This window comes from Streptacidiphilus rugosus AM-16 (assembly GCF_000744655.1).
GTDB lineage: Bacteria > Actinomycetota > Actinomycetes > Streptomycetales > Streptomycetaceae > Streptacidiphilus > Streptacidiphilus rugosus.
On the sequence record NZ_JQMJ01000004.1, the window covers coordinates 699,127 to 715,731 of the forward strand.

Sequence of the window (16,605 nt, forward strand, 5' to 3'; positions counted from 1 at the left end):
TTTCAGCGTCGGATCGTGACGCGGGCAACGGGGCCACGTTGATCAGATAGTCCGCCAAGACTGCTGATCTTCGAGGTGCCCCGTTGCCCGTACGTCATTGTGCCGTGCCGTCTGGCCTGATGGTGCTCTCCCGCGAGTTCACCGTGGCCGCGGGGCCGTTCGCGCCTGGTCATCTGGGCGAGTTGACGCAGGTCGTGCCGTTCGAGCTCGTCGATGCGGTCCTTGAGGAGTCTGGCTGCGTGCAACGCCGCCTTCGGAACCTGCCCTCGCGGGTCGGGGTCTACTTCCTGCTGGCCATGTGCCTGTTCCCGGAGGTCGGCTACCGGCTGGTCTGGAACAAACTCACCGCGGCGCTGACCAGCTCGGGGCTCGATGTTGCCGGGCCGACCGCGAAGGCCCTGCGTGACCTGCGCCGACGGGTCGGTCCGGCGCCGGTCCGCCGCCTGTTCGAGGTCCTGGCCGGGCCACTGGCACGACCGGCCACGGCCGGAGTGCGGTTCGGACGCTTCCGGACGGTCTCCTTCGACGGCTGCAGCTCGATCCGGCTGGCCGACACCGCCCGCAACGTGGGCTGGTTCGGCCCCGGCGGCCGGGGCGGCTGCCCGATGCTGGAGCTGATGACGCTGGTGGAGACCGGGACCAGGTCCTTGATCGGCGCGGTGTTCGGTCCCACCGACACCGGCGAGACCGCCTACGCCAGCCGGCTGCTGCACCACCTCGGGCCCGACATGCTGCTGTTATGGGACAAGGGCTTCGACGCCAACGCCTTCCTCGCCGCGCTGACCGGCACAGGCGCGCAGTTCCTGGGGCGGATCCGAGCCAACCGCCGCACCCCGGTCCTGACCCGCCTGCGCGACGGCTCCTACCTGTCGGTCATCGGTACCGTCCCGGTCCGCATCATCGAGGCCCAGGTCACCGTGGCCTTGGATGACGGCACGTCCTTCACCGGCTCCTACCGGCTCGCCACCACGCTGACCTGCGCGAACCGCTACCCGGCCGCCACGCTCGTCACGCTCTACCACGAGCGGTGGGAGCACGAGTCAACGTACTTCGCGCTGCGGCACACTCTGGGACAGGGCCGCCCGCTGAGGTCCGGCGACCCGATCGGGGTCGAGCAGGAGATGTGGGCCCAGCTCAGCCTCTACCAGGCGCTTCGCACCGTGATGGTCCAGGCCGCCGAATCCAGGCCGGGCACCGACCCGGACCGCTGCGGCTTCACCATAGCCCTCCAGGCCGCCCGTGACCTCGTCGTCCAGGCCACCGGCGTCACCGCGGCCCCGCACACCGGCACCATCGGCGTCATCGCCCAGCGCGTCCTTGCCGCCCTCCTCCCACGACGCCGGCCCCGCGTCAGCACCCGCAAGGTCCGCTCACCCGTCTCCCGGTACGCCGAACGACAGGACGACGGTCGCCCCGACCGCAGCCGCACCATCGCCGACCTCACCGTCACCGTCCTCGAACCCGGCCCCGACCAGTCGCCATTACCTACCATCTCCCGCGACGACCGGAACGTCTCCCCTGGCCAGCGCCGACGCCACCGCATCCTCGAACTCCTGCAAAAGGACCCGACGCGCTTTTGGAGACCCGCGGAGATCGCCGCCCACTTCGGCGACGTCACCCTGCACACCATGTATCGGCAGCTGTCCCGATGGGCCGAAACCGGGATCATCCACAAGCTCGGACCCGGCCTCTACGCAGCCACCCCATGGACATCAACACCCTTGCCGCCAGCTGAAATCCGTTAACTTCCCGGCATTGGGCGAAGGCCCGATACGACTCCGGCCCCCATCGAGCCCAGGCAGGCACGGCACCAGCGTGGCCGGACCCGCCGCTACCTGCGCGTCCTGGCGCTCAGGGCGGCGATGGGCGCGGCCTACACTGGCGGCTGCGTGCTGGTCACCGCACTGTGGGTCTGGGTTCAGCGCTGACGGCGCCGAACCCAGCTGTGCCCCGCACCCCGGGCTGCGGGGCACAGCCTGTTCTTAAGATCCACAGCGGGTGTGATCTCGCCTGCAACCACTGCTACATGCACGAGGGAGCCATCTAGCCGGACCAGAAGTTCGGCTAGGTCTTCGACAAACCGCCGCCGGTAGCCCGACGAGGAGCGCTCCACCATGCCGCTGGTGCTCACCCCGGGCACCAGCCGCGTCACGCTGTCCGCGTCCTGCTGCGCGCAAGAAGGCGGTCTACCTCTGCCTGCGCCTACGACATGTCGTTCGCCTTCGACTCGTATCGTGCTGACGGTCGTCCGGGACTTAAGACAGCTCTGACCCTCCTCAGGAGTACCGCTGGGCGGCGGGGGCTCCCCCGCCGGCAATGACTGCCTGCTCGCACGGGGGGCAGGGCCGGGGCCAGCGGGCCGCCCGAAGTGCGCCGGACGGTGCTTTGAGGGTAGGTCAGCGGACGCCGACGAGGAGCAGCTGCAGCGTGCCGCCTGAGGCGGCGGCCGTGAACTGGTCGATCGAGGCGAACGGACCGGAGACGAGGAGCACCTGGTCGGGCCTGTGCTCGGACTCCTCGGTGACCCTGGCCAGCGTGTTGGTCATCGTCGCGCGCCCCTTTCATGGCGGTTCGTCAGTACCTCGCACGGTAGGGCGGTACAACGGAGATGCACGCACACGGACCGTGTGCGTCGTCGACCCAACGGCGGCGAGGATGGACTGCAGGGGAATCGGCCGACGCGTCGCCTACTGGCGCGGCAGGCGCGGCTACACGCAGGCCGAGTTCGGCCAGCTCATGGGCAAGGGCATCCGGTGGGTCCAGTCCTTAGAAGGTGGCCAGCGGCAGGCGGACCCCCGCTTCTCGGTGCTGGAGCAGGCCGCCCGCGTGCTGGGCATCCCGCTGGAGGAGCTGCCCACCGACACCACGGTCTCCGCGGACGCGGCCCCGACCTAGCAGCCGGAACTCGCCGCGATCCGCCGCGCGCTGCAGCACCCGGGCGTGGTCACCGGCCTGGACGACGCCGACGCGCCGCTCCCGGTTGACGAACTGCGCCGCCAGGTCGCCTACGGCTGGGCCGCGTTCCAGGCCACGGGCTACGCGCCGGTGACCCAGGTCCTGCCCGCGCTGCTGGTCGACGCGAGCCGCAGCCCCCGCTACCTGAACGGCGACGCGCGGCGCACCGCCTACGCGCTGCTGTCGATGGCCTACCAGCTGGCCTGCGCGGTCACCACTAAGCTCGGCGACCACGACCTGGCCCACCGCGCCGCCGACCGGGCCGTCACCGCCGCCGACCGCTCCGAGGACCCGGTCGTCGTCACCGGCGCCGCGCGCCACCTGGTCGACGCGATGTTCCACCGCGGCGAGGGCGCGGCCGCCATCGCCATCGCCTCCGTCGTCGCCGAGCGACTGGAGCCCGACCTGCTCGCCCGCGGCCCCTCTGGGCTCAGCGTGCTGGGGATGCTCCATCTCAAGGCCGCCGTCGCCGCCGCCCACATCGACGACCGCAGCGCGGTCCCGGACCAGCTGGACGCCGCCAAGGCGGCCGCCGACCGACTCCGGGTCGACGGCAACGCACTGTGGACCGCGTTCGGGCCCACCAACGTCCAGCTGCACCAGGTGTCCACGATGGTCCGCCTCGACGACGGCCCCGAAGCCGTCACCGCCGCCGACCACGTCGACCAGGGAGCCCTGGAAGCGCTGCCGCGCGAGCGCCGCGCCAACCACCTGGTCGACCGGGCGCTCGGCTACCGCCTCGCCGGCCGACGCGAGCAGGCCGTCGACACGCTGCTGCACGCCGAACGCCTCGCCCCGCAGGAGGTTCGCAGCCGCCCCGCCACCACGCGCCTGGTCGCGGAGCTGCGCCTGCTGGGCGTCGGCAGCGCTGAGGGACGCTTGCGCGCCCTGGCGCAGCGGTGTGGACTCCCGGCATGACCTCCTCCTCCCGCGTCCTGTACCTGCTCGGCTGCGCCGCCCCGCCCGTGCGCCGACTGCTCCCCGCCGTCGGCGCCTGCCAGCAGGCAGGCTGGAACGTCGCCGTGGTCCTCACCCCCACCGCCCACCGCTGGCTGCAGGAGGACATCCCGGCGCTGGAGAAGGCCACCGGCCACCCGGTGCGCCACCAGTTCAAGCTCCCCGATGAGGCGGACGTGCTGCCATCGGCTGACGCGATCCTGGCCGCGCCGGTCACCTTCAACACCCTCAACAAGTGGGCCGACGGGCACGCCGACACGCTGGTCCTCGGACTGCTCACCGAGGCGATCGGCCTGCAGCTCCCCGTCGTGGCACTGCCCTACCTCAACGCCGCCCAAGCCGCCCACCCCGCTCTCGGGCGCCACGTCGACGTCCTGCGCGGCGCGGGTGTCGACATCCTGCTCGGCGATGGCGGCTTCATCCCGCACATCCCCAAGCACGGCGACCTGGACGGCTACCCATGGGACACCGCGATAGCTGCCCTGCCGCGCTGACGCCCGGACCGGGTGGACCAGGGCGGTGCCGCCTTGGTGGGAGTCCCCACGCGCGAGTTCTGCCCGCCCTTGGTCACGGTGATGGCGATTCTTGAAATCGGCCGGCCTGGATCTTCTTCCTTGGATGGTTGGGCCTTCAAGTGACTGGGGACGGCCCAGATCAGCGATCGTTGGGGGACCCGGTCAGCGTTCGGCTGTGCCGCTGCTTGCTTCGGGTTCGAAGAGGTCGAGCGGGCCTTCGAGCACGAGGGCGGTGAGGCCGGTGTCGGTGCCCGTAGTGTGTTCCTCGCCTGCCTCCCAGCGGGCGCCCTGCCCGGCACTGATGGGGAAGCGGTTCCCGTCCTGACCGGCGACCCAGCCGCCGCCGGTGACCACCAGGAACATCTGGGCGGAAGTAGCCGGGTGCGTCCCGATGATGCCGCCGGGCTCGACAGTCAGGCAGGTGACCTGCAGGCGGCCCTCGCCTGCGGCGACGCGAGTCGCGTGCAGGCCGATGCTCCCGTGCCGCGTCATGAGCCGCTCAGCACGCTCGAAGCGAAAGATCTCCATGATTCGTCCCCCGTTCGGCAAGGTGCGGAAGGCAGAGATCATAGACCGGCTCTTCGTCTGTCTCGGCGCGATGTTGAGGGCCCGGCGACCGAAGGTCGCCGGGCCCGGGTGATCGGTGACAGTCAGATGGGCTCGTTGGTGCAGTGGGGGCGGAGGATCGGGTCGGTCATGGGGTTCGTCGCAGCAGCGACCGTCGCGTCCCCGAACGCCGAGGCCCAATCAATGCCGACGTTGGTACTCAAGATCGTGGACGACGCCTTTGCGGTTGCCGCGTCGGGCGGGGCAGATGTCGACGCAGACGCTCAAATATCCCCATCAGCGGGTGTGTCCGGGTGCGCGGCGGCGTCGGCGGGGGCACCGTTGCCCGGCTATGGCGTGGCCGGGGGCCTGGTGGTGAGCCGGAAGCCGGTGACCTCTTCGGGGTGGATGCGGATGGTGCAGTCCATGGCCTGGTCGACCCAGGGGTGCAGTTGCCGGGCGTAACGTTCGGCGTCGTCGGGGTCGGTGACCAGGCGGGCGTAGCCGGTGACCACTACGCTCCAGCCGGTGTGGGTGGCGGGGTCGATCTGGTCGGCTTCGTAGGCGACGACGATCCCGTCTGGGCTGCCCTGGCCCGCGGCGTTGGTGAGGGCGGCGCCTTCGTGGGTGCGGATGATGATCTCGCCGTCCTCCACGAGGTGGTTGACCGGTCGGATCGCGGGCAGTGCATCGCGGGTGAACACGACTCGGCCCAGGCTCACGCCGGCCAGCAGTTGGAGAGCCTCTGCGGTGTCCAGCCGTCGCATGGCCCGCAGCCTGTCGTGCGACCCGGCGCCGGGCGTGGTGGTGGGTTCGGGCGGGGTGGGTCGATCCAGCGCGTCCATGGGGGCATGATCCGGCCGCGGGTGGGGTGTGGGATAGGGCCGTTCAGTCCTGATCGCGCGCCGCGGGGAGTCGGGGTCCCTGGCGCGACAGGTGTGCCGGGGCCGAAGGCGAGGTTCCTGTGCCTCGGGGGTCGTCGCGGTGGGTACGGACTGCGCCCGCCGATTAGGATGATCGTTATGAGCGAGACCCTTCCTGCCTGCCCGAAGTGTTCGAGTGAGTTCACCTATGAGATGGGGGCGCTGCTGGTGTGTCCCGAGTGCGGGCACGAGTGGCAGCCCCAGACCGCCGAGGCAGGCGGCGAGGGTGACGTGGTGCGGGACGCGGTCGGCAACGCGCTGGCGGACGGCGACGACGTGACCGTGGTCAAAAGCTTGAAGGTGAAGGGTGTGCCGGGCGGGATCAAGGCGGGGACGAAGGTCCGCAACATCCGGCTGGTGGCCGGGGTCGGTGACCACGACATCGACTGCCGCATCGAGGGGATCGGGGCGATGCAGCTGAAGTCGAGCGTGGTCAAGAAGGCCTGACCTGCACTTGTGACCCCGGCCGTTTGCGGCCAAGTCAGGAGGATCTGGTCAGCACGGAGACCGACAGGGTGACGTCCGCGCCGTCATGGGAGACGATGCGGCTCCACGGACCTGCGGCCAGGTCGGCCTCGTCCACGGTGAGGCCGTATTCGCCCAGGGCCCCGGCTACGGCGGCGGCATCGCGAAAATCGCGCCTCACCGGATCGCCCCGAGACGAACCCGGCCGTTGCGTACGTACGCAACGGCCGGGTTCGTCTCGGGGCGGTTCCCCAGCAGCTCGGACGGGCTCGTTCTGTGGTAGGTCTGGGTCCGCTATCGCCGACGAAGCCGCTGGGGTTTCGCGTGCGTGACTGCCCATCAGGGCCAGCCCCTTCGGCGGCGCCCGTTTCGCCCACCAGCCCGGGGCGGGTGCCGCTGCGGGGCTGGTAGCGGACGGCGATCCCCCTTCGGGCGGATGACCGCGTGGACGAAGGACAGGAGACGGTCGAGAACCTTGAACGCGTCCTTGCGACGCCTCGGCTGGCTTGACCAGATGGAGGTCATCACCAGAAGCAGCAGAGTGGCGACCCCGAGGAGGAGTACGCCCCCGACCAGGCCGACGGCCAGCATCACAGCCACAGAGCTGTGGGACATCATTGCCTGCAGACCAAGTCCAGCAGTTGCTGCGAGCGGGAGAAAGGTGCGGGTCACGGCTGTGCGGGTCACGGCGCTCCTCCGGGGTCAGCCACGCAACGGCGGGTGTCCCCTTGAGCAGAGCCGTCCGGACGGTCCGTTCTGAACTGATCCGGACGAACCCGGACAGTGCCGCTCCTAGGCTTGATCCGTCAGACGTCGCGGCCGACGCGCGAGGAGCGCCGTATGGGAATGGCAGATGCCCCGAAAGATCCGGTTCAGGTCGTGGCATCAGCCCTGCGCGAGTTGAGGAGGCGCGCACACCAGCCCTCGCTCGACCGGCTCGCGAAGCTGACCGCCGGGCAAGGGGCGCGCTGGGCGATGCCCAGGTCCACGATCGACGACAAACTGAAGGGCAGAACTGCACCGAAGGCCGAGCATGTCCTGGCTCTGGTCGCCGCCTTCCGTGACCATGCAGCCTCCGTGGGGCACCCGCTGCCGAGCGAGTTCTGCGACGAGGTGGCGTGGCGAAGCGAATGGCTCGCGATGAACCAAGCCCTCGTCGATCCGCGCAGCCGCGACTACGCTGGCACGGTGGCCAAAATGATCTTGTCGGCACGTCCGGCCGCAGGCAGCACGCGGCCGGTCAGCGTGCCTGAAGAGACCTCCGAGGCGACATGGGTGGAGGACCTGCTGCAGACAGTCGGAGCGGAGGCGGCCGGCAGAACCCTGCCACCAAGGGATGCTGCGCACGTGGCGCGCAGGCTCCACGAAACAGGGCAGGCTGAGGACCTAGAGCTTCTGCTGGCAGCCGCCTCGGAACGGTCCGCACAGGACATTCTCACCATGAGTGAAGCCGCGAGCCTCGACCTCGCGGGACGCCTGATCCGCCTCGTCCTCAGGGACCAGTCGACCGCCCGCATGGCGGCCTTGGTGACGGAAGCCGAACGTCATCATCCCGACGAAGCCGTGGGCCTGATCCACCTCGGCATGCGCTCTCGCCCCGTTCCAGGCGTGGTGGCCGTGATCGAAGCACTGCGCGCCAACGGCGGCTCGCCGTTCATCGGGGAGATTCTCTCCGCAGTCCTCCGCGAGCGCCCCGCACGCGAAGCGGGGATGCTCCTGATCGGCCTCAGGGCGGCGAAGCTGCGGGGCGACGCCGAGGCGCTCCTCTATCTCCTCAGTCTTTCCCACGACCCGGGCAGCCTCCTGCCGGTGATCAGCCTCTTGAGGGAAAGGCGTCACTACGCGGACGCTCGGAAGCTCCAAGCCGTGGTCGAGCCGCGATGGTGGAGGCGCCCACCCGCCCGACTCTGAGGGCTTCCTACCGGTACCAGAAGCACCCAGACCGTGCCCGGCGGCGCTGGATGCTCCCGCCGCGCGCTGTGTGCGCATGCCCATCCAGGAGCGCATCTCGCCCTCCGGGGCCCACCGGCGGCAAGCCGGAGCTGGCCGCCGGTCAGTCATGTGGAGGGCAAGCCTCGAACCCGCCTCGACACGAACGCCAGGGCGGCCGGGGCGCCCACGACCCAGACCAGCCCGCTCAGCAGGACGACGCCCACCCCGAAGGACGACCCGGGCGAGGTCCTGCAGCGGACGCCGACCTAACTGCTACTCAATCTCGTGATTCGAGCCGCCCAACCGACTGTGTGGCCTCTCGGGCGAGCAGGCTCCGGTCGGTCGGCTGTGGCTGCCGGTCGTGCTTGTGGGCCCCGCTTTTGCACTGATTCGGGATGATCTTGTTGATGTCGGCGAAGCCAGGCCAGAGCCAGTTCTTGTGCCAGTACGCGGCACTGTCGGCCGGGCCCCGTTCGTCCTTGAGCATGGCGGCCGCCCACGCGTTCCGCAGCGCGGCCAGCTCCTCCACCGCGCCCGGGTGGGCGGGCCAGCACGGCGCGATGGCGTGCTCGGTGACGGGCTGATAGGTCGCCAGGAGCCAGTCGGCCAGCGCTTCGAGGTCTTCCGCGCTGGCTCGGGCACTCCAGGGCCGCGGGTTCGACGGCTGTGGCTCGCCCGGGAACTGGGCGTCGAGGAACTGCTCGATCTTCTCGATGGCTCCAGCTGCCGGCCGAAGGCGTCGTCGACCCCGGCCTGCAGTTCGGTCAGGTTCTTGCGGTGTCGCTCTTCGGCGCTGCAGAGCAGGCGCAGCGCCGTCGCCGCGACGTCCTCCCCCGCGCTGCCGCCCGCCTCCCCACCGGCCTGCGCCATCAAGCAACTCCTTCCGGCAGCGCGTCTCGCACGTCGGTGCCGGTCCCGTAGAGCTGCAGCGACTCGTTGACCGCCGGGGCGAACTCGGTCTCCCACCAGGGTTCCAGGGTTGTCATCATCGGCTGGTAGCCGGTGAACACCGCGATGGCGTGGAGCTCGGGGAGGGCGGCGAGCTGGTCGACGTCGAGGATCGGTTCCTTGTGCGTGGAGTCCGCGTAGGAGGAGGCCGCGAGCAGCGAGCGGGCGTCACTGTGCCTGGTCTGCTGGGGCCGGTCCCACTTCCCGATGAGCCGGGACAGCTCGTCGAGGAACGCACCGTCGCGGACCCCGCCGCCGTAGACCATCACGCCGGCGTTGTCGCGCAGGGTGCCGAGCCGGTGGGGCTCCACAGCTGCAGTCCCTGCGCCCAGGTCTGTAGGTAGGTGGCCAGCCAGATGCCCTTGGAGCGGTAGTGCGCGTACAGCTCGGGGAGCTCGTGCCAGCGGCACACGTTGGCGACCTCGTCGAGGATCGCGCACAGCGGGACCGGCAGGCGCTGCCCGGGCAGCGTCGAGGAGTAGCGGTCGGCGGCGCGCAGGAGCGCGGTGGTCACCGGAGCAGCGGAGGTGACGCCGGTCGCCATGGACAGCAGGTAGATGGTGTCGGTGCTCCTTGCGAACGCGCTCGGGTCGAGGCGGTCGCGGTGGTCGTGCTCACCCTGGGGCGTCACCCACGCGGAGATCTTCTCGTTGGTGATCCACTTGAGGTAGATCTCGGCGGTGGCCCAGATGCCGTCAGAGGTCTTCGCCGTCAGCCGGCGCATGGCGGCCAGGCTGGACGCGGCCACCGTCTGCCCCTGCTTGGCCAGGATCCGCTCGGGGCCCTCGTCCTGACGGTCGCCCAGCCACAGGTAGGCCTCGCGCAGCGAGGCCTTGTCCAGCGCGGCCGCGAACAAGGTCAATGCCAGGACGCTCTGCCCCTTGGGGTCGAAGAACCCGTCGCGCTTGGCCTGGTCGGTGGCCTCCTGGTTTGACCGCACCAGGACCTCGACCAGCTCCTCGGCGTCCGACAGGCTCGTGACGGCGGTCAGCGGGTCCCACCACCACGAGGCGGGTTCCCCGGCCAGGTCCTGCGGATCGAACACCCACACCGTCCCCCTGAGGGAGTGCGCCCAGCGGGTGGCCGCGATGATGTCCGACGTGATCGAGGTGGCGATCACCGCGCCCGGCGCGAGGAGGATCTGCGGGATCACCAAACCCGTCGTCTTGAACCGGCCGGGCGTGGCGATGACCAGCATCAGGTACTCCCACGGCGCGAACAGGCGTTTGCGGGAAGGCACGTGCCGGCCCACCCGCATCCCCGGCTCGCCCTCCACACCCAGCCGCTCCGCGCTCTGTTCCGCCTTGTGCTGAAGTGCGATCCGGTCCCGGCCGGTCGACATGCGCCGCGCGGCGTCCTGGTAGGCGCGCAGCGACGGGCCGCGCCGCCGGGTCCGCCGCACCAGGCGCGCGACCAGGACGCCGACACTGGCCAAGACCAGCAGTTCGAGCAGCAGCACGACGGTCGCCGTCGACGTCCACCGCCAGCCGCCGGTCACCAGCCCCGACAGCGGGGCGAACGGGCTGACGGCGGGCCAGCTCCCCGCCGCCCACCACTGCGCGCCCTCCATCACCAGATCGACCGCGGCAGCTATCAGCAGCACCGCCCCACCGGCCGCCAGCGCCCCTCACTGCGCCGCGGTGGCCCGGTCGTCCCCGCGCCTCACCGGACGGTCGCTTCGCTCGGCACGCGCTGCGCGGCGACGCTGGGAGTGGTGCTGTTGGCCCACTTCTGGTTCGTGTTGTTGACCGGGACCTCGTCCTCGGTCATCACCACGTCCACCGGGATACCGGGGTGGCCGCCGACCTTAATGAGGAACTTGCCCCGGCCGGGCGGGGCGTCCTCTTCGCCGGTTTCGACGTTGATGCTGCCCGGGGCGGACCACTCGGCGATCATCTCGCGCTCGCGGACCGACAACGTCACTACCTGGTCGACGGCCGTGAGCTCGGACATCGGCAGACCGCCGCACAGCACCACGTCGGAGCGCTCCACGAACCCGCGGGCCTTCGCGCGGAGATCCCGAACAAGGCTGAGGAGCCGCGACCCCTTGCATCACAGGGATCGTGACTGATAGTCATCGTTAGCACTCTCACTCTGAGAGTGCTAACTGGTGGCGTGGCAACGCAGCGCACGGCACCAACGCGCTGCGATGCGGCGCCTGGGACGGGGGTCAGGCGTGTTCGGTGTCCTGCGGGTCCGTGACTACCGACTGGTGGCGACGGGGCAGTTGCTCTCCAGTCTCGGAGACTGGCTGCTGCTGGTCGCGGCCCCCTTCTTCGTGCTCCGCCTGACCGGCTCTACCCTGGCCACCGGGCTCTCCCTGGCCGCAGAGACCGTGCCGGCGCTCCTCCTCGGCCCGGTGGCCGGTGTGTTCGCCGACCGCTGGGACCGGCGCCGCACCATGCTCACCACCGACCTGCTGCGGGCCGCGACGGTCGCGCTCATGCTTCTGGTGCACCACGCCGGCCAGGTCTGGCTCATCTATATCGCGCTGATCGGCGAGGCGAGCTTCAGCCAGTTCTTCGCCCCCGCCCGCAAAGCACTCATTCCGACCCTGGTCGGCCGCGGTCCGCGACTGGCCGAGGCAAATTCCCTGGCCGCGCTTGTCTCCGGCACCGTCCAACTCGTCGGTAGCCCGCTCGGCGGCGCCCTCTACGTCCTGGTCGGCTTCGCTCCCGTGGTGGCTATCGACACAGGCAGCTACCTCGCCTCAGCGGCCCTGATCGTGGCAATCAGCCGCCGTCCCGCCGCCTTGGCCCCTCAAAGCCTCGACGGCACTGCCCTGCAACGGTTCGCGAGCGAGTTGCGCGTCGGTGCGTCCCACGTCCGCTCTACCTCCGGGCTCCCGATCCTGTTTTCGGTGGCCGCCGTGTTCTTCTTCGGCAACGCGGCCCTGACCGCTCTGCTCGTGCCCTACGTCGGCACCGTCCTGCACGCTGCCGCGGGCACCCTGGGCTGGCTGTTCGCCGCGCTTGGGATCGGCTATCTCGCCGGAGCCCCGCTCAGCCGGGCGCTCACCGCCCGCCTCACTCCCCGCACGATCACGATCGGAAGCCTGGCCGTCCTGAGCGCGGTGTTCGCCGCCACCTTCAACACCCACCACACCACCTGGGACTTCGTCCTGTTCACCCTCATCGGACCGCCGGCGGTCTGCTTCCTGGTCACCGTCGACACCTTCATCGCCCGCCACACCCCCGACCACCTCCTCGGCCGCACCAGCTCCGCCTACGGCATGGCACAGGCGGCGGCCACCCTGGTCGGCATGCTCACCGGAGCCGTCCTCGGTCAGCAGATCGGCATCGGCACCACCATGAATCTGGCCGCCCTCGCCGTCGCCGGATCCGCAGCCACCGCACTGCTGATCCCACGCCATAACCCAGCAGACAAGCTCACTGCGGACGAACCCTCTGTATCAGTCGGCTCTTGAGCCAACAGCGATCCTTCGACGCAGGGCTTTGCCTGCGACTGCAGAACGGCCGAATAGACCAACCACGTCGGTGGCCGGTCGGTTATACGCACGCCGGTGATCTGCGAAGTCCCCGCCTTGAACTGTCATGTTCGCTACGTTAGCGAGCAAGCCCCGTTCGCGCGGGGCTCAACTCGGCGGGCGTATTCCGGTGATCGATCCGATGTCCGTACCGGCCATCGCCTGCGGAGTGCGGACCGAGGAGGCAGCCGTCCAGCTCGACGAACTGCATCGGCGGCACCTGCTGACCCGGCTGCCCGGTGACGCACCGCGCTACGCGTTCCGCGACTACGTCCACGACCACGCCCGCCGACTGGCCGAGCGCACCGACTGCCGCCAGGCCCGTGAAGACGCCCTGCGGCGCGCCGCCAAGCACCTTGGCCGGTCCGCGGCCGCCGCCGACTATGGTGCCTTCCCCGATCGCTGGCATCTGGGCCCCTGGTACGACGACCTCAAGCGGGATGCGCAGGACAGCCGTCGATCTGCCTGCGGTGACAACGTCCGCTCTGTTGGCGCTCAACCAGGAAGCCGGGCGTGATCCTCCGGATCGACTCAACCAGTGGGGGCGCTCCGGCGGGCATTCCGGAGGAGGGATCGCGGTGTTCGTCCCCTTCGGGCCTCAGCCGACACCTATCGCAAGCCGGGGTGGTCGGCGTCGACGGCGACCACGCCGTAGGGGTAGAGCTCGGCTTCGGTGGTGACGATGATTCCGCCGAGCGGGCCGGAAGGATCTGGTGCGGCGCAGACGATTGCGTGGGCCATGCCCGGGGAGAGTTCAGGCTGCTCGTGCGCGAGGATCCCGGTGGCGACCGCGAGGTGGCCGAGGGGGACGACAGCGATGCCCGGTTGCTCAAGGATCGTGAGGCCGCTGCCGGGCAGCAGGGTTTCGGCCTCCATCAGGCATACAGCGGGTACGTGCAGTTCGGCGCGGTCGCCGTGATTGGCCCGCTCCACAAGGTGCAGGAGTGTGGTGTGGTTGTTCCAGAAGGCCCGTACCGCACTGGTGTCCAAAAGGATCACGCGGCCTGGCCTCCGGTCGCCGCCCGTGCCCGGATTTCGTCGGCGATTTTGTGGACGCGGTCAATGATGTCGTCCGGCGCGGCGTCGAGAATCTCGTCGCTGGGCGGGTTCGGCATGTGACGGCGCATCGCTGCCCGGCCCTGCTCCACGCGCTCGGCGCGCTGGTTCCGGGTGTGGTGTTCGGCGGCCCAGGAGGCGAGCAGTGCGCCCATGGTGGTTCCGGCCTCGGCGGCGAGCTGGGCGAGCTGGTCCCGGGTCTCGGTGTCCACCTGGATCGTCGTCTTTGCCATAGTTCGACTATAGCGAACCGGCTGTTCTTTCACCCGGGACTACGCGGGGCGGGTTTCCCTGGCCTGGGGTCCGCGCTTGGCCCACTCCAGGCGGAAGATCACCGGCTGTCCCTTGGCCAGGCTGCGAAAGCCCTCTCCGAGGATGCCGGTGTGGTGCACGAACACGTCCTGGCTGCCGGCTACGGCGATGAAGCCGTAGCCCTTGGCCAGATTGAACCACTTCACGACGCCGCTGGTCATGGAATCCCGGTTCCTTCGCCTGCTGACAGTGCGCTGACCCTAGCGGACAGCCCCCAGGGCGGTGGGCGGGTATCACCCTGCGGATTACGAACCCATCTACGTGTCTCGACAGCCGGATCCCTTCGGTATGGCTGATCGGGTGGCTGCCACTGGCCGGCGGAGCGGGCTATCGGTGGCCGCGTGGGAGGTGCTGCTCGACCCAGATGGTCTTGCCGGGTTCGTGCCAGCGGGTGCCCCAGCGGTCGCCGAGCTGGCTGATCAGGTACATGCCTCGGCCGCCTTCGTCCATGGCCTTGGCGCGTCGAAGATGTGGGGCTGTGGGCGCGGCGTCGCTGACTTCGCAGATCAGGGTCCGGGCCTTGATCAAGCGGAGGGATATGGGTGGGGTGGCGTGGCGGATGGCGTTGCTGAGGAGTTCGGTGGCGATCAGGGACGTGGTGAAGGTCAGGTCGGCCAGCCCCCAGGTGCGCAGTTGGTCGCCGATGAGGGCGCGTGCGCGGGTGGCGTCGCGTGGCTCGCTGTCAAGGGTCCAGGTAGCGACCTGCCGGTGGTCCAGGAGGTTGGTGCGGGCGAGCAACAGGGCGGTGTCGTCGTCGCCCGGCTGAGTGGCGCGGGAAGCAGTGATGCGGTCGCACAGGTCGCTCAGTGAGTCTGCGGGTGCGGTGCGCAGGACGGCGGCGAGTTCGGCGAGCGCATGCTCGGGGTCGCTGTCGCGCAGGTCGAGCAGGCCGTCGGTGTAGAGCACGATTACCGTGCCCGCCGCCAGGTGGTAGTCGGTGTCCTCGAAGACGGTGCCCGGCAGGCCGAGCGGGGGCGTCTCCGGCATTCGGGAGAACTCGACCGAGCCGTCCGGGCGGCGGAAAGCGGCCGGGGTGTGCCCGGCCGAGGCCATGCTGCAGCAACCGGTGACCGGGTCGTAGACCAGGTAGAGCATGGTCGCACCGGGCTCCCGGTGGGACTGCTCCTCACCGAGCCGCACCAGCAGGTCGTTCATGCGCGACAACAGCTCGGCGGGGGCGAGGTCGAGATCGGCCAGGGTCTGCACGGCAGTGCGGAGCCGACCCATCAGTGCCGCGGCGTGGACGCCGTGACCCACCACGTCGCCCATCGCGAGGGCCACCCGACCACCCGAGAGCGGGATGACGTCGAACCAGTCGCCACCCACCCCGGCGGCGCTGTCGGCGGGCACGTAGCGGTGATCCACCTCGACGGCGGGCAGGCGCGGAACCACGGCAGGCAGGAGTTCACGCTGCAGAGCGAGGGCGATGTCACGCGTACGGGCCAGGCGCTGCTCGCGGGCCCGGGCCTGCGCGATCAGGACGCCCACGATCGCGAACCCGGCGACCAGCCCCAGTTTGATCAGCCAGACGTCCAGGCTCTCGCTGCGCTGATAGTGCAGGACAACGTAGAGAACAACGCTCACCGCGCCGAGCACGGCGGTCGTGGACACCGGGTACACGACGGCCGCCAGAAGCGGAACTGCCGCCAGCAGCAGACCGTAGTGATGCTCCGGCGGCGCCAGGATGACCGCGACCGCCGCCACCACCAGCAACAGACCCGGAAGGACACCCAGAACCGGCCGCCACCTGCCCCCGGGCTTCAAGGCGCCTGCGACGTCATCCATCGAACGACCCGGTTCCCGGACACTTCCCCCGTGGTGCCGAAGCTCGACTCCCCACGGGGCTGAGCACCGCAGGTTGGCCCGCCTGCCACCGGCATGACATGCCGCGCGCGACGGACTCCCCAGGTCACCGCCACGCCGCGGGCCACACCATCAAGCCTACTGGACGGTAAGCAGGTCCAGCAGGCCATGATCACCAGGCTAGCGCCTCATACGCCCGGATGCGGTACGAGGACGCGCGTGCGACCCCTGGCTGGCAGACCCTGGAGGAGAGACGGCACCCGCTGCCCCACCGAGCCGAGAGAGCCGAGCCATGAAGTTCGTACAGATCATCGAGTTCAAGACCGGTCGCATCGACGAGTTCAACGCCCTGCTCGACGCCTGGGTCGAGAAGAACGAAGGCCATCGCCTGGTGACGCGCGCTCTGCAGGTCCGCGATCGCGACCAGGAGAACGTGTACCTGAACATCGTGGAGTTCCCCTCCTACGAACAGGCCATGGACAACTCCAACCGCCCCGAGACGGCGGAGTTCGCGGCACAGCTCGCCGCACTGTGCGACGGCCCCCCGGTGTTCCGCAACCTCGACCTGCTCAACGAGCGGAACTTCGAGGGCTGAACCTGCCTGGCACCGGCGACAGCGGTTGCCGGAGGCGAGGCTCTACTCCACCGGCCGCGGCGGCCGTATCGGCCCGCCCGTGCTACCCGCAGACGACGAGCCGCATGGGAG

General features: G+C 69.9%; 21 protein-coding genes. 9 read left to right on the plus strand and 12 right to left on the minus strand.

The features are described from left to right. Positions 1-104: 104 nt before the first annotated feature. Complete coding sequence (locus tag BS83_RS12125; RefSeq protein ID WP_157597141.1) at positions 105-1,745, plus strand: IS4 family transposase; 1,641 nt, start codon at positions 105-107, stop codon at positions 1,743-1,745. Between the two features lie 651 nt (positions 1,746-2,396). Here the strand turns inward: BS83_RS12125 and BS83_RS45340 are convergent. Further along, positions 2,397-2,546, minus strand: coding sequence for a hypothetical protein (locus BS83_RS45340; RefSeq protein ID WP_157597142.1), 150 nt, complete (start codon positions 2,544-2,546; stop codon positions 2,397-2,399). Positions 2,547-2,655: 109 nt separating this feature from the next. Between BS83_RS45340 and BS83_RS48285 the strand changes: the two genes are divergently transcribed. The 3 genes from BS83_RS48285 to BS83_RS12135 are packed head-to-tail and all read left to right on the plus strand — an operon-like array spanning position 2,656 to position 4,406. After that, entirely contained in the window at positions 2,656-2,895 is a 240-nt protein-coding gene (locus BS83_RS48285; protein WP_269664888.1) for a helix-turn-helix domain-containing protein, read from the plus strand. Between the two features lie 45 nt (positions 2,896-2,940). Next, positions 2,941-3,873 (plus strand): XRE family transcriptional regulator, encoded by a 933-nt coding sequence (locus tag BS83_RS12130; RefSeq protein WP_232248231.1) that lies wholly within the window; start codon positions 2,941-2,943, stop codon positions 3,871-3,873. Next, positions 3,870-4,406 carry a flavoprotein gene (locus tag BS83_RS12135; RefSeq protein WP_037603756.1) on the plus strand — a complete coding sequence of 179 codons (537 nt, stop codon included), beginning with the start codon at positions 3,870-3,872 and terminating at the stop codon, positions 4,404-4,406. Before BS83_RS12130 ends, BS83_RS12135 begins: the two co-directional genes overlap by 4 nt. Before the next feature lie 183 nt (positions 4,407-4,589). Here BS83_RS12135 and BS83_RS12140 read toward each other — a convergent pair whose 3' ends face one another. Further along, a complete protein-coding gene (locus BS83_RS12140; RefSeq protein WP_037608730.1) occupies positions 4,590-4,955 on the minus strand; it encodes a cupin domain-containing protein in 366 nt (121 codons plus the stop codon). Between the two features lie 368 nt (positions 4,956-5,323). Then, positions 5,324-5,818: a pyridoxamine 5'-phosphate oxidase family protein gene (locus BS83_RS12145; protein ID WP_408640994.1), complete on the minus strand. Its 495-nt coding sequence runs from the start codon at positions 5,816-5,818 to the stop codon at positions 5,324-5,326. A 177-nt stretch (positions 5,819-5,995) separates the two neighbouring features. Between BS83_RS12145 and BS83_RS12150 the strand changes: the two genes are divergently transcribed. Continuing rightward, positions 5,996-6,343, plus strand: coding sequence for a zinc ribbon domain-containing protein YjdM (locus tag BS83_RS12150; protein ID WP_037603757.1), 348 nt, complete (start codon positions 5,996-5,998; stop codon positions 6,341-6,343). A 34-nt stretch (positions 6,344-6,377) separates the two neighbouring features. Here BS83_RS12150 and BS83_RS45345 read toward each other — a convergent pair whose 3' ends face one another. Next, the gene (locus BS83_RS45345) at positions 6,378-6,542 is read right to left on the minus strand and encodes a hypothetical protein (protein WP_157597143.1); all 165 of its coding nucleotides are present in this window, start codon (positions 6,540-6,542) and stop codon (positions 6,378-6,380) included. Between the two features lie 659 nt (positions 6,543-7,201). Between BS83_RS45345 and BS83_RS12160 the strand changes: the two genes are divergently transcribed. Continuing rightward, a complete protein-coding gene (locus BS83_RS12160; protein WP_037603759.1) occupies positions 7,202-8,272 on the plus strand; it encodes a hypothetical protein in 1,071 nt (356 codons plus the stop codon). Between the two features lie 298 nt (positions 8,273-8,570). On the opposite strand, the gene BS83_RS46405 is transcribed toward BS83_RS12160, so the two are convergent. From BS83_RS46405 to BS83_RS12180, 4 genes are all read right to left on the minus strand, one after another. After that, the gene (locus BS83_RS46405) at positions 8,571-8,822 is read right to left on the minus strand and encodes a hypothetical protein (RefSeq protein ID WP_198035220.1); all 252 of its coding nucleotides are present in this window, start codon (positions 8,820-8,822) and stop codon (positions 8,571-8,573) included. A gap of 340 nt (positions 8,823-9,162) precedes the next feature. Next, positions 9,163-9,552 carry a TraM recognition domain-containing protein gene (locus BS83_RS12170; RefSeq protein ID WP_037603761.1) on the minus strand — a complete coding sequence of 130 codons (390 nt, stop codon included), beginning with the start codon at positions 9,550-9,552 and terminating at the stop codon, positions 9,163-9,165. Next, complete coding sequence (locus BS83_RS12175; RefSeq protein ID WP_037603762.1) at positions 9,507-10,844, minus strand: type IV secretory system conjugative DNA transfer family protein; 1,338 nt, start codon at positions 10,842-10,844, stop codon at positions 9,507-9,509. The genes BS83_RS12170 and BS83_RS12175 overlap by 46 nt, the downstream gene beginning before the upstream one ends. Positions 10,845-10,903: 59 nt before the next feature. Continuing rightward, a complete protein-coding gene (locus tag BS83_RS12180; RefSeq protein ID WP_037603763.1) occupies positions 10,904-11,233 on the minus strand; it encodes a hypothetical protein in 330 nt (109 codons plus the stop codon). Positions 11,234-11,417: 184 nt separating this feature from the next. On the opposite strand from BS83_RS12180, the gene BS83_RS12185 reads away from it, so the two are divergent. Both BS83_RS12185 and BS83_RS12190 read left to right on the plus strand, forming a co-directional pair. After that, entirely contained in the window at positions 11,418-12,668 is a 1,251-nt protein-coding gene (locus tag BS83_RS12185) for an MFS transporter (protein ID WP_051942960.1), read from the plus strand. Between the two features lie 202 nt (positions 12,669-12,870). Then, positions 12,871-13,245, plus strand: a complete 375-nt coding sequence (locus tag BS83_RS12190) for a hypothetical protein (protein WP_037603764.1) — start codon at positions 12,871-12,873, stop codon at positions 13,243-13,245. Positions 13,246-13,337: 92 nt separating this feature from the next. Here the strand turns inward: BS83_RS12190 and BS83_RS12195 are convergent, their stop codons facing one another. From BS83_RS12195 to BS83_RS12210, 4 genes are all read right to left on the minus strand, one after another. Then, the gene (locus tag BS83_RS12195) at positions 13,338-13,727 is read right to left on the minus strand and encodes a hypothetical protein (RefSeq protein ID WP_037603765.1); all 390 of its coding nucleotides are present in this window, start codon (positions 13,725-13,727) and stop codon (positions 13,338-13,340) included. Then, entirely contained in the window at positions 13,724-14,017 is a 294-nt protein-coding gene (locus BS83_RS12200) for a hypothetical protein (protein ID WP_037603766.1), read from the minus strand. Before BS83_RS12200 ends, BS83_RS12195 begins: the two co-directional genes overlap by 4 nt. A 39-nt stretch (positions 14,018-14,056) precedes the next feature. Further along, a complete protein-coding gene (locus BS83_RS12205) occupies positions 14,057-14,257 on the minus strand; it encodes a cold-shock protein (RefSeq protein WP_037603767.1) in 201 nt (66 codons plus the stop codon). Positions 14,258-14,423: 166 nt separating this feature from the next. Continuing rightward, positions 14,424-15,881: an ATP-binding SpoIIE family protein phosphatase gene (locus BS83_RS12210; protein ID WP_084713393.1), complete on the minus strand. Its 1,458-nt coding sequence runs from the start codon at positions 15,879-15,881 to the stop codon at positions 14,424-14,426. A gap of 310 nt (positions 15,882-16,191) precedes the next feature. On the opposite strand from BS83_RS12210, the gene BS83_RS12215 reads away from it, so the two are divergent. Beyond that, entirely contained in the window at positions 16,192-16,494 is a 303-nt protein-coding gene (locus BS83_RS12215; protein WP_037603768.1) for a hypothetical protein, read from the plus strand. Positions 16,495-16,605 lie beyond the last annotated feature (111 nt).

Excerpts from the sequence above, each read along its gene's own strand:
- BS83_RS45340 (WP_157597142.1), bottom strand. The coding sequence starts at position 2,546 with ATGACCAACACGCTGGCCAGGGTCACCGAGGAGTCCGAGCACAGGCCC.
- BS83_RS48285 (WP_269664888.1), top strand. The coding sequence starts at position 2,656 with ATGGACTGCAGGGGAATCGGCCGACGCGTCGCCTACTGGCGCGGCAGG.
- BS83_RS12135 (WP_037603756.1), top strand. The coding sequence starts at position 3,870 with ATGACCTCCTCCTCCCGCGTCCTGTACCTGCTCGGCTGCGCCGCCCCG.
- BS83_RS12140 (WP_037608730.1), bottom strand. The coding sequence starts at position 4,955 with ATGGAGATCTTTCGCTTCGAGCGTGCTGAGCGGCTCATGACGCGGCAC.
- BS83_RS12145 (WP_408640994.1), bottom strand. The coding sequence starts at position 5,818 with ATGGACGCGCTGGATCGACCCACCCCGCCCGAACCCACCACCACGCCC.
- BS83_RS12150 (WP_037603757.1), top strand. The coding sequence starts at position 5,996 with ATGAGCGAGACCCTTCCTGCCTGCCCGAAGTGTTCGAGTGAGTTCACC.
- BS83_RS12160 (WP_037603759.1), top strand. The coding sequence starts at position 7,202 with ATGGGAATGGCAGATGCCCCGAAAGATCCGGTTCAGGTCGTGGCATCA.
- BS83_RS12190 (WP_037603764.1), top strand. The coding sequence starts at position 12,871 with ATGTCCGTACCGGCCATCGCCTGCGGAGTGCGGACCGAGGAGGCAGCC.
- BS83_RS12200 (WP_037603766.1), bottom strand. The coding sequence starts at position 14,017 with ATGGCAAAGACGACGATCCAGGTGGACACCGAGACCCGGGACCAGCTC.
- BS83_RS12205 (WP_037603767.1), bottom strand. The coding sequence starts at position 14,257 with ATGACCAGCGGCGTCGTGAAGTGGTTCAATCTGGCCAAGGGCTACGGC.
- BS83_RS12210 (WP_084713393.1), bottom strand. The coding sequence starts at position 15,881 with ATGGATGACGTCGCAGGCGCCTTGAAGCCCGGGGGCAGGTGGCGGCCG.
- BS83_RS12215 (WP_037603768.1), top strand. The coding sequence starts at position 16,192 with ATGAAGTTCGTACAGATCATCGAGTTCAAGACCGGTCGCATCGACGAG.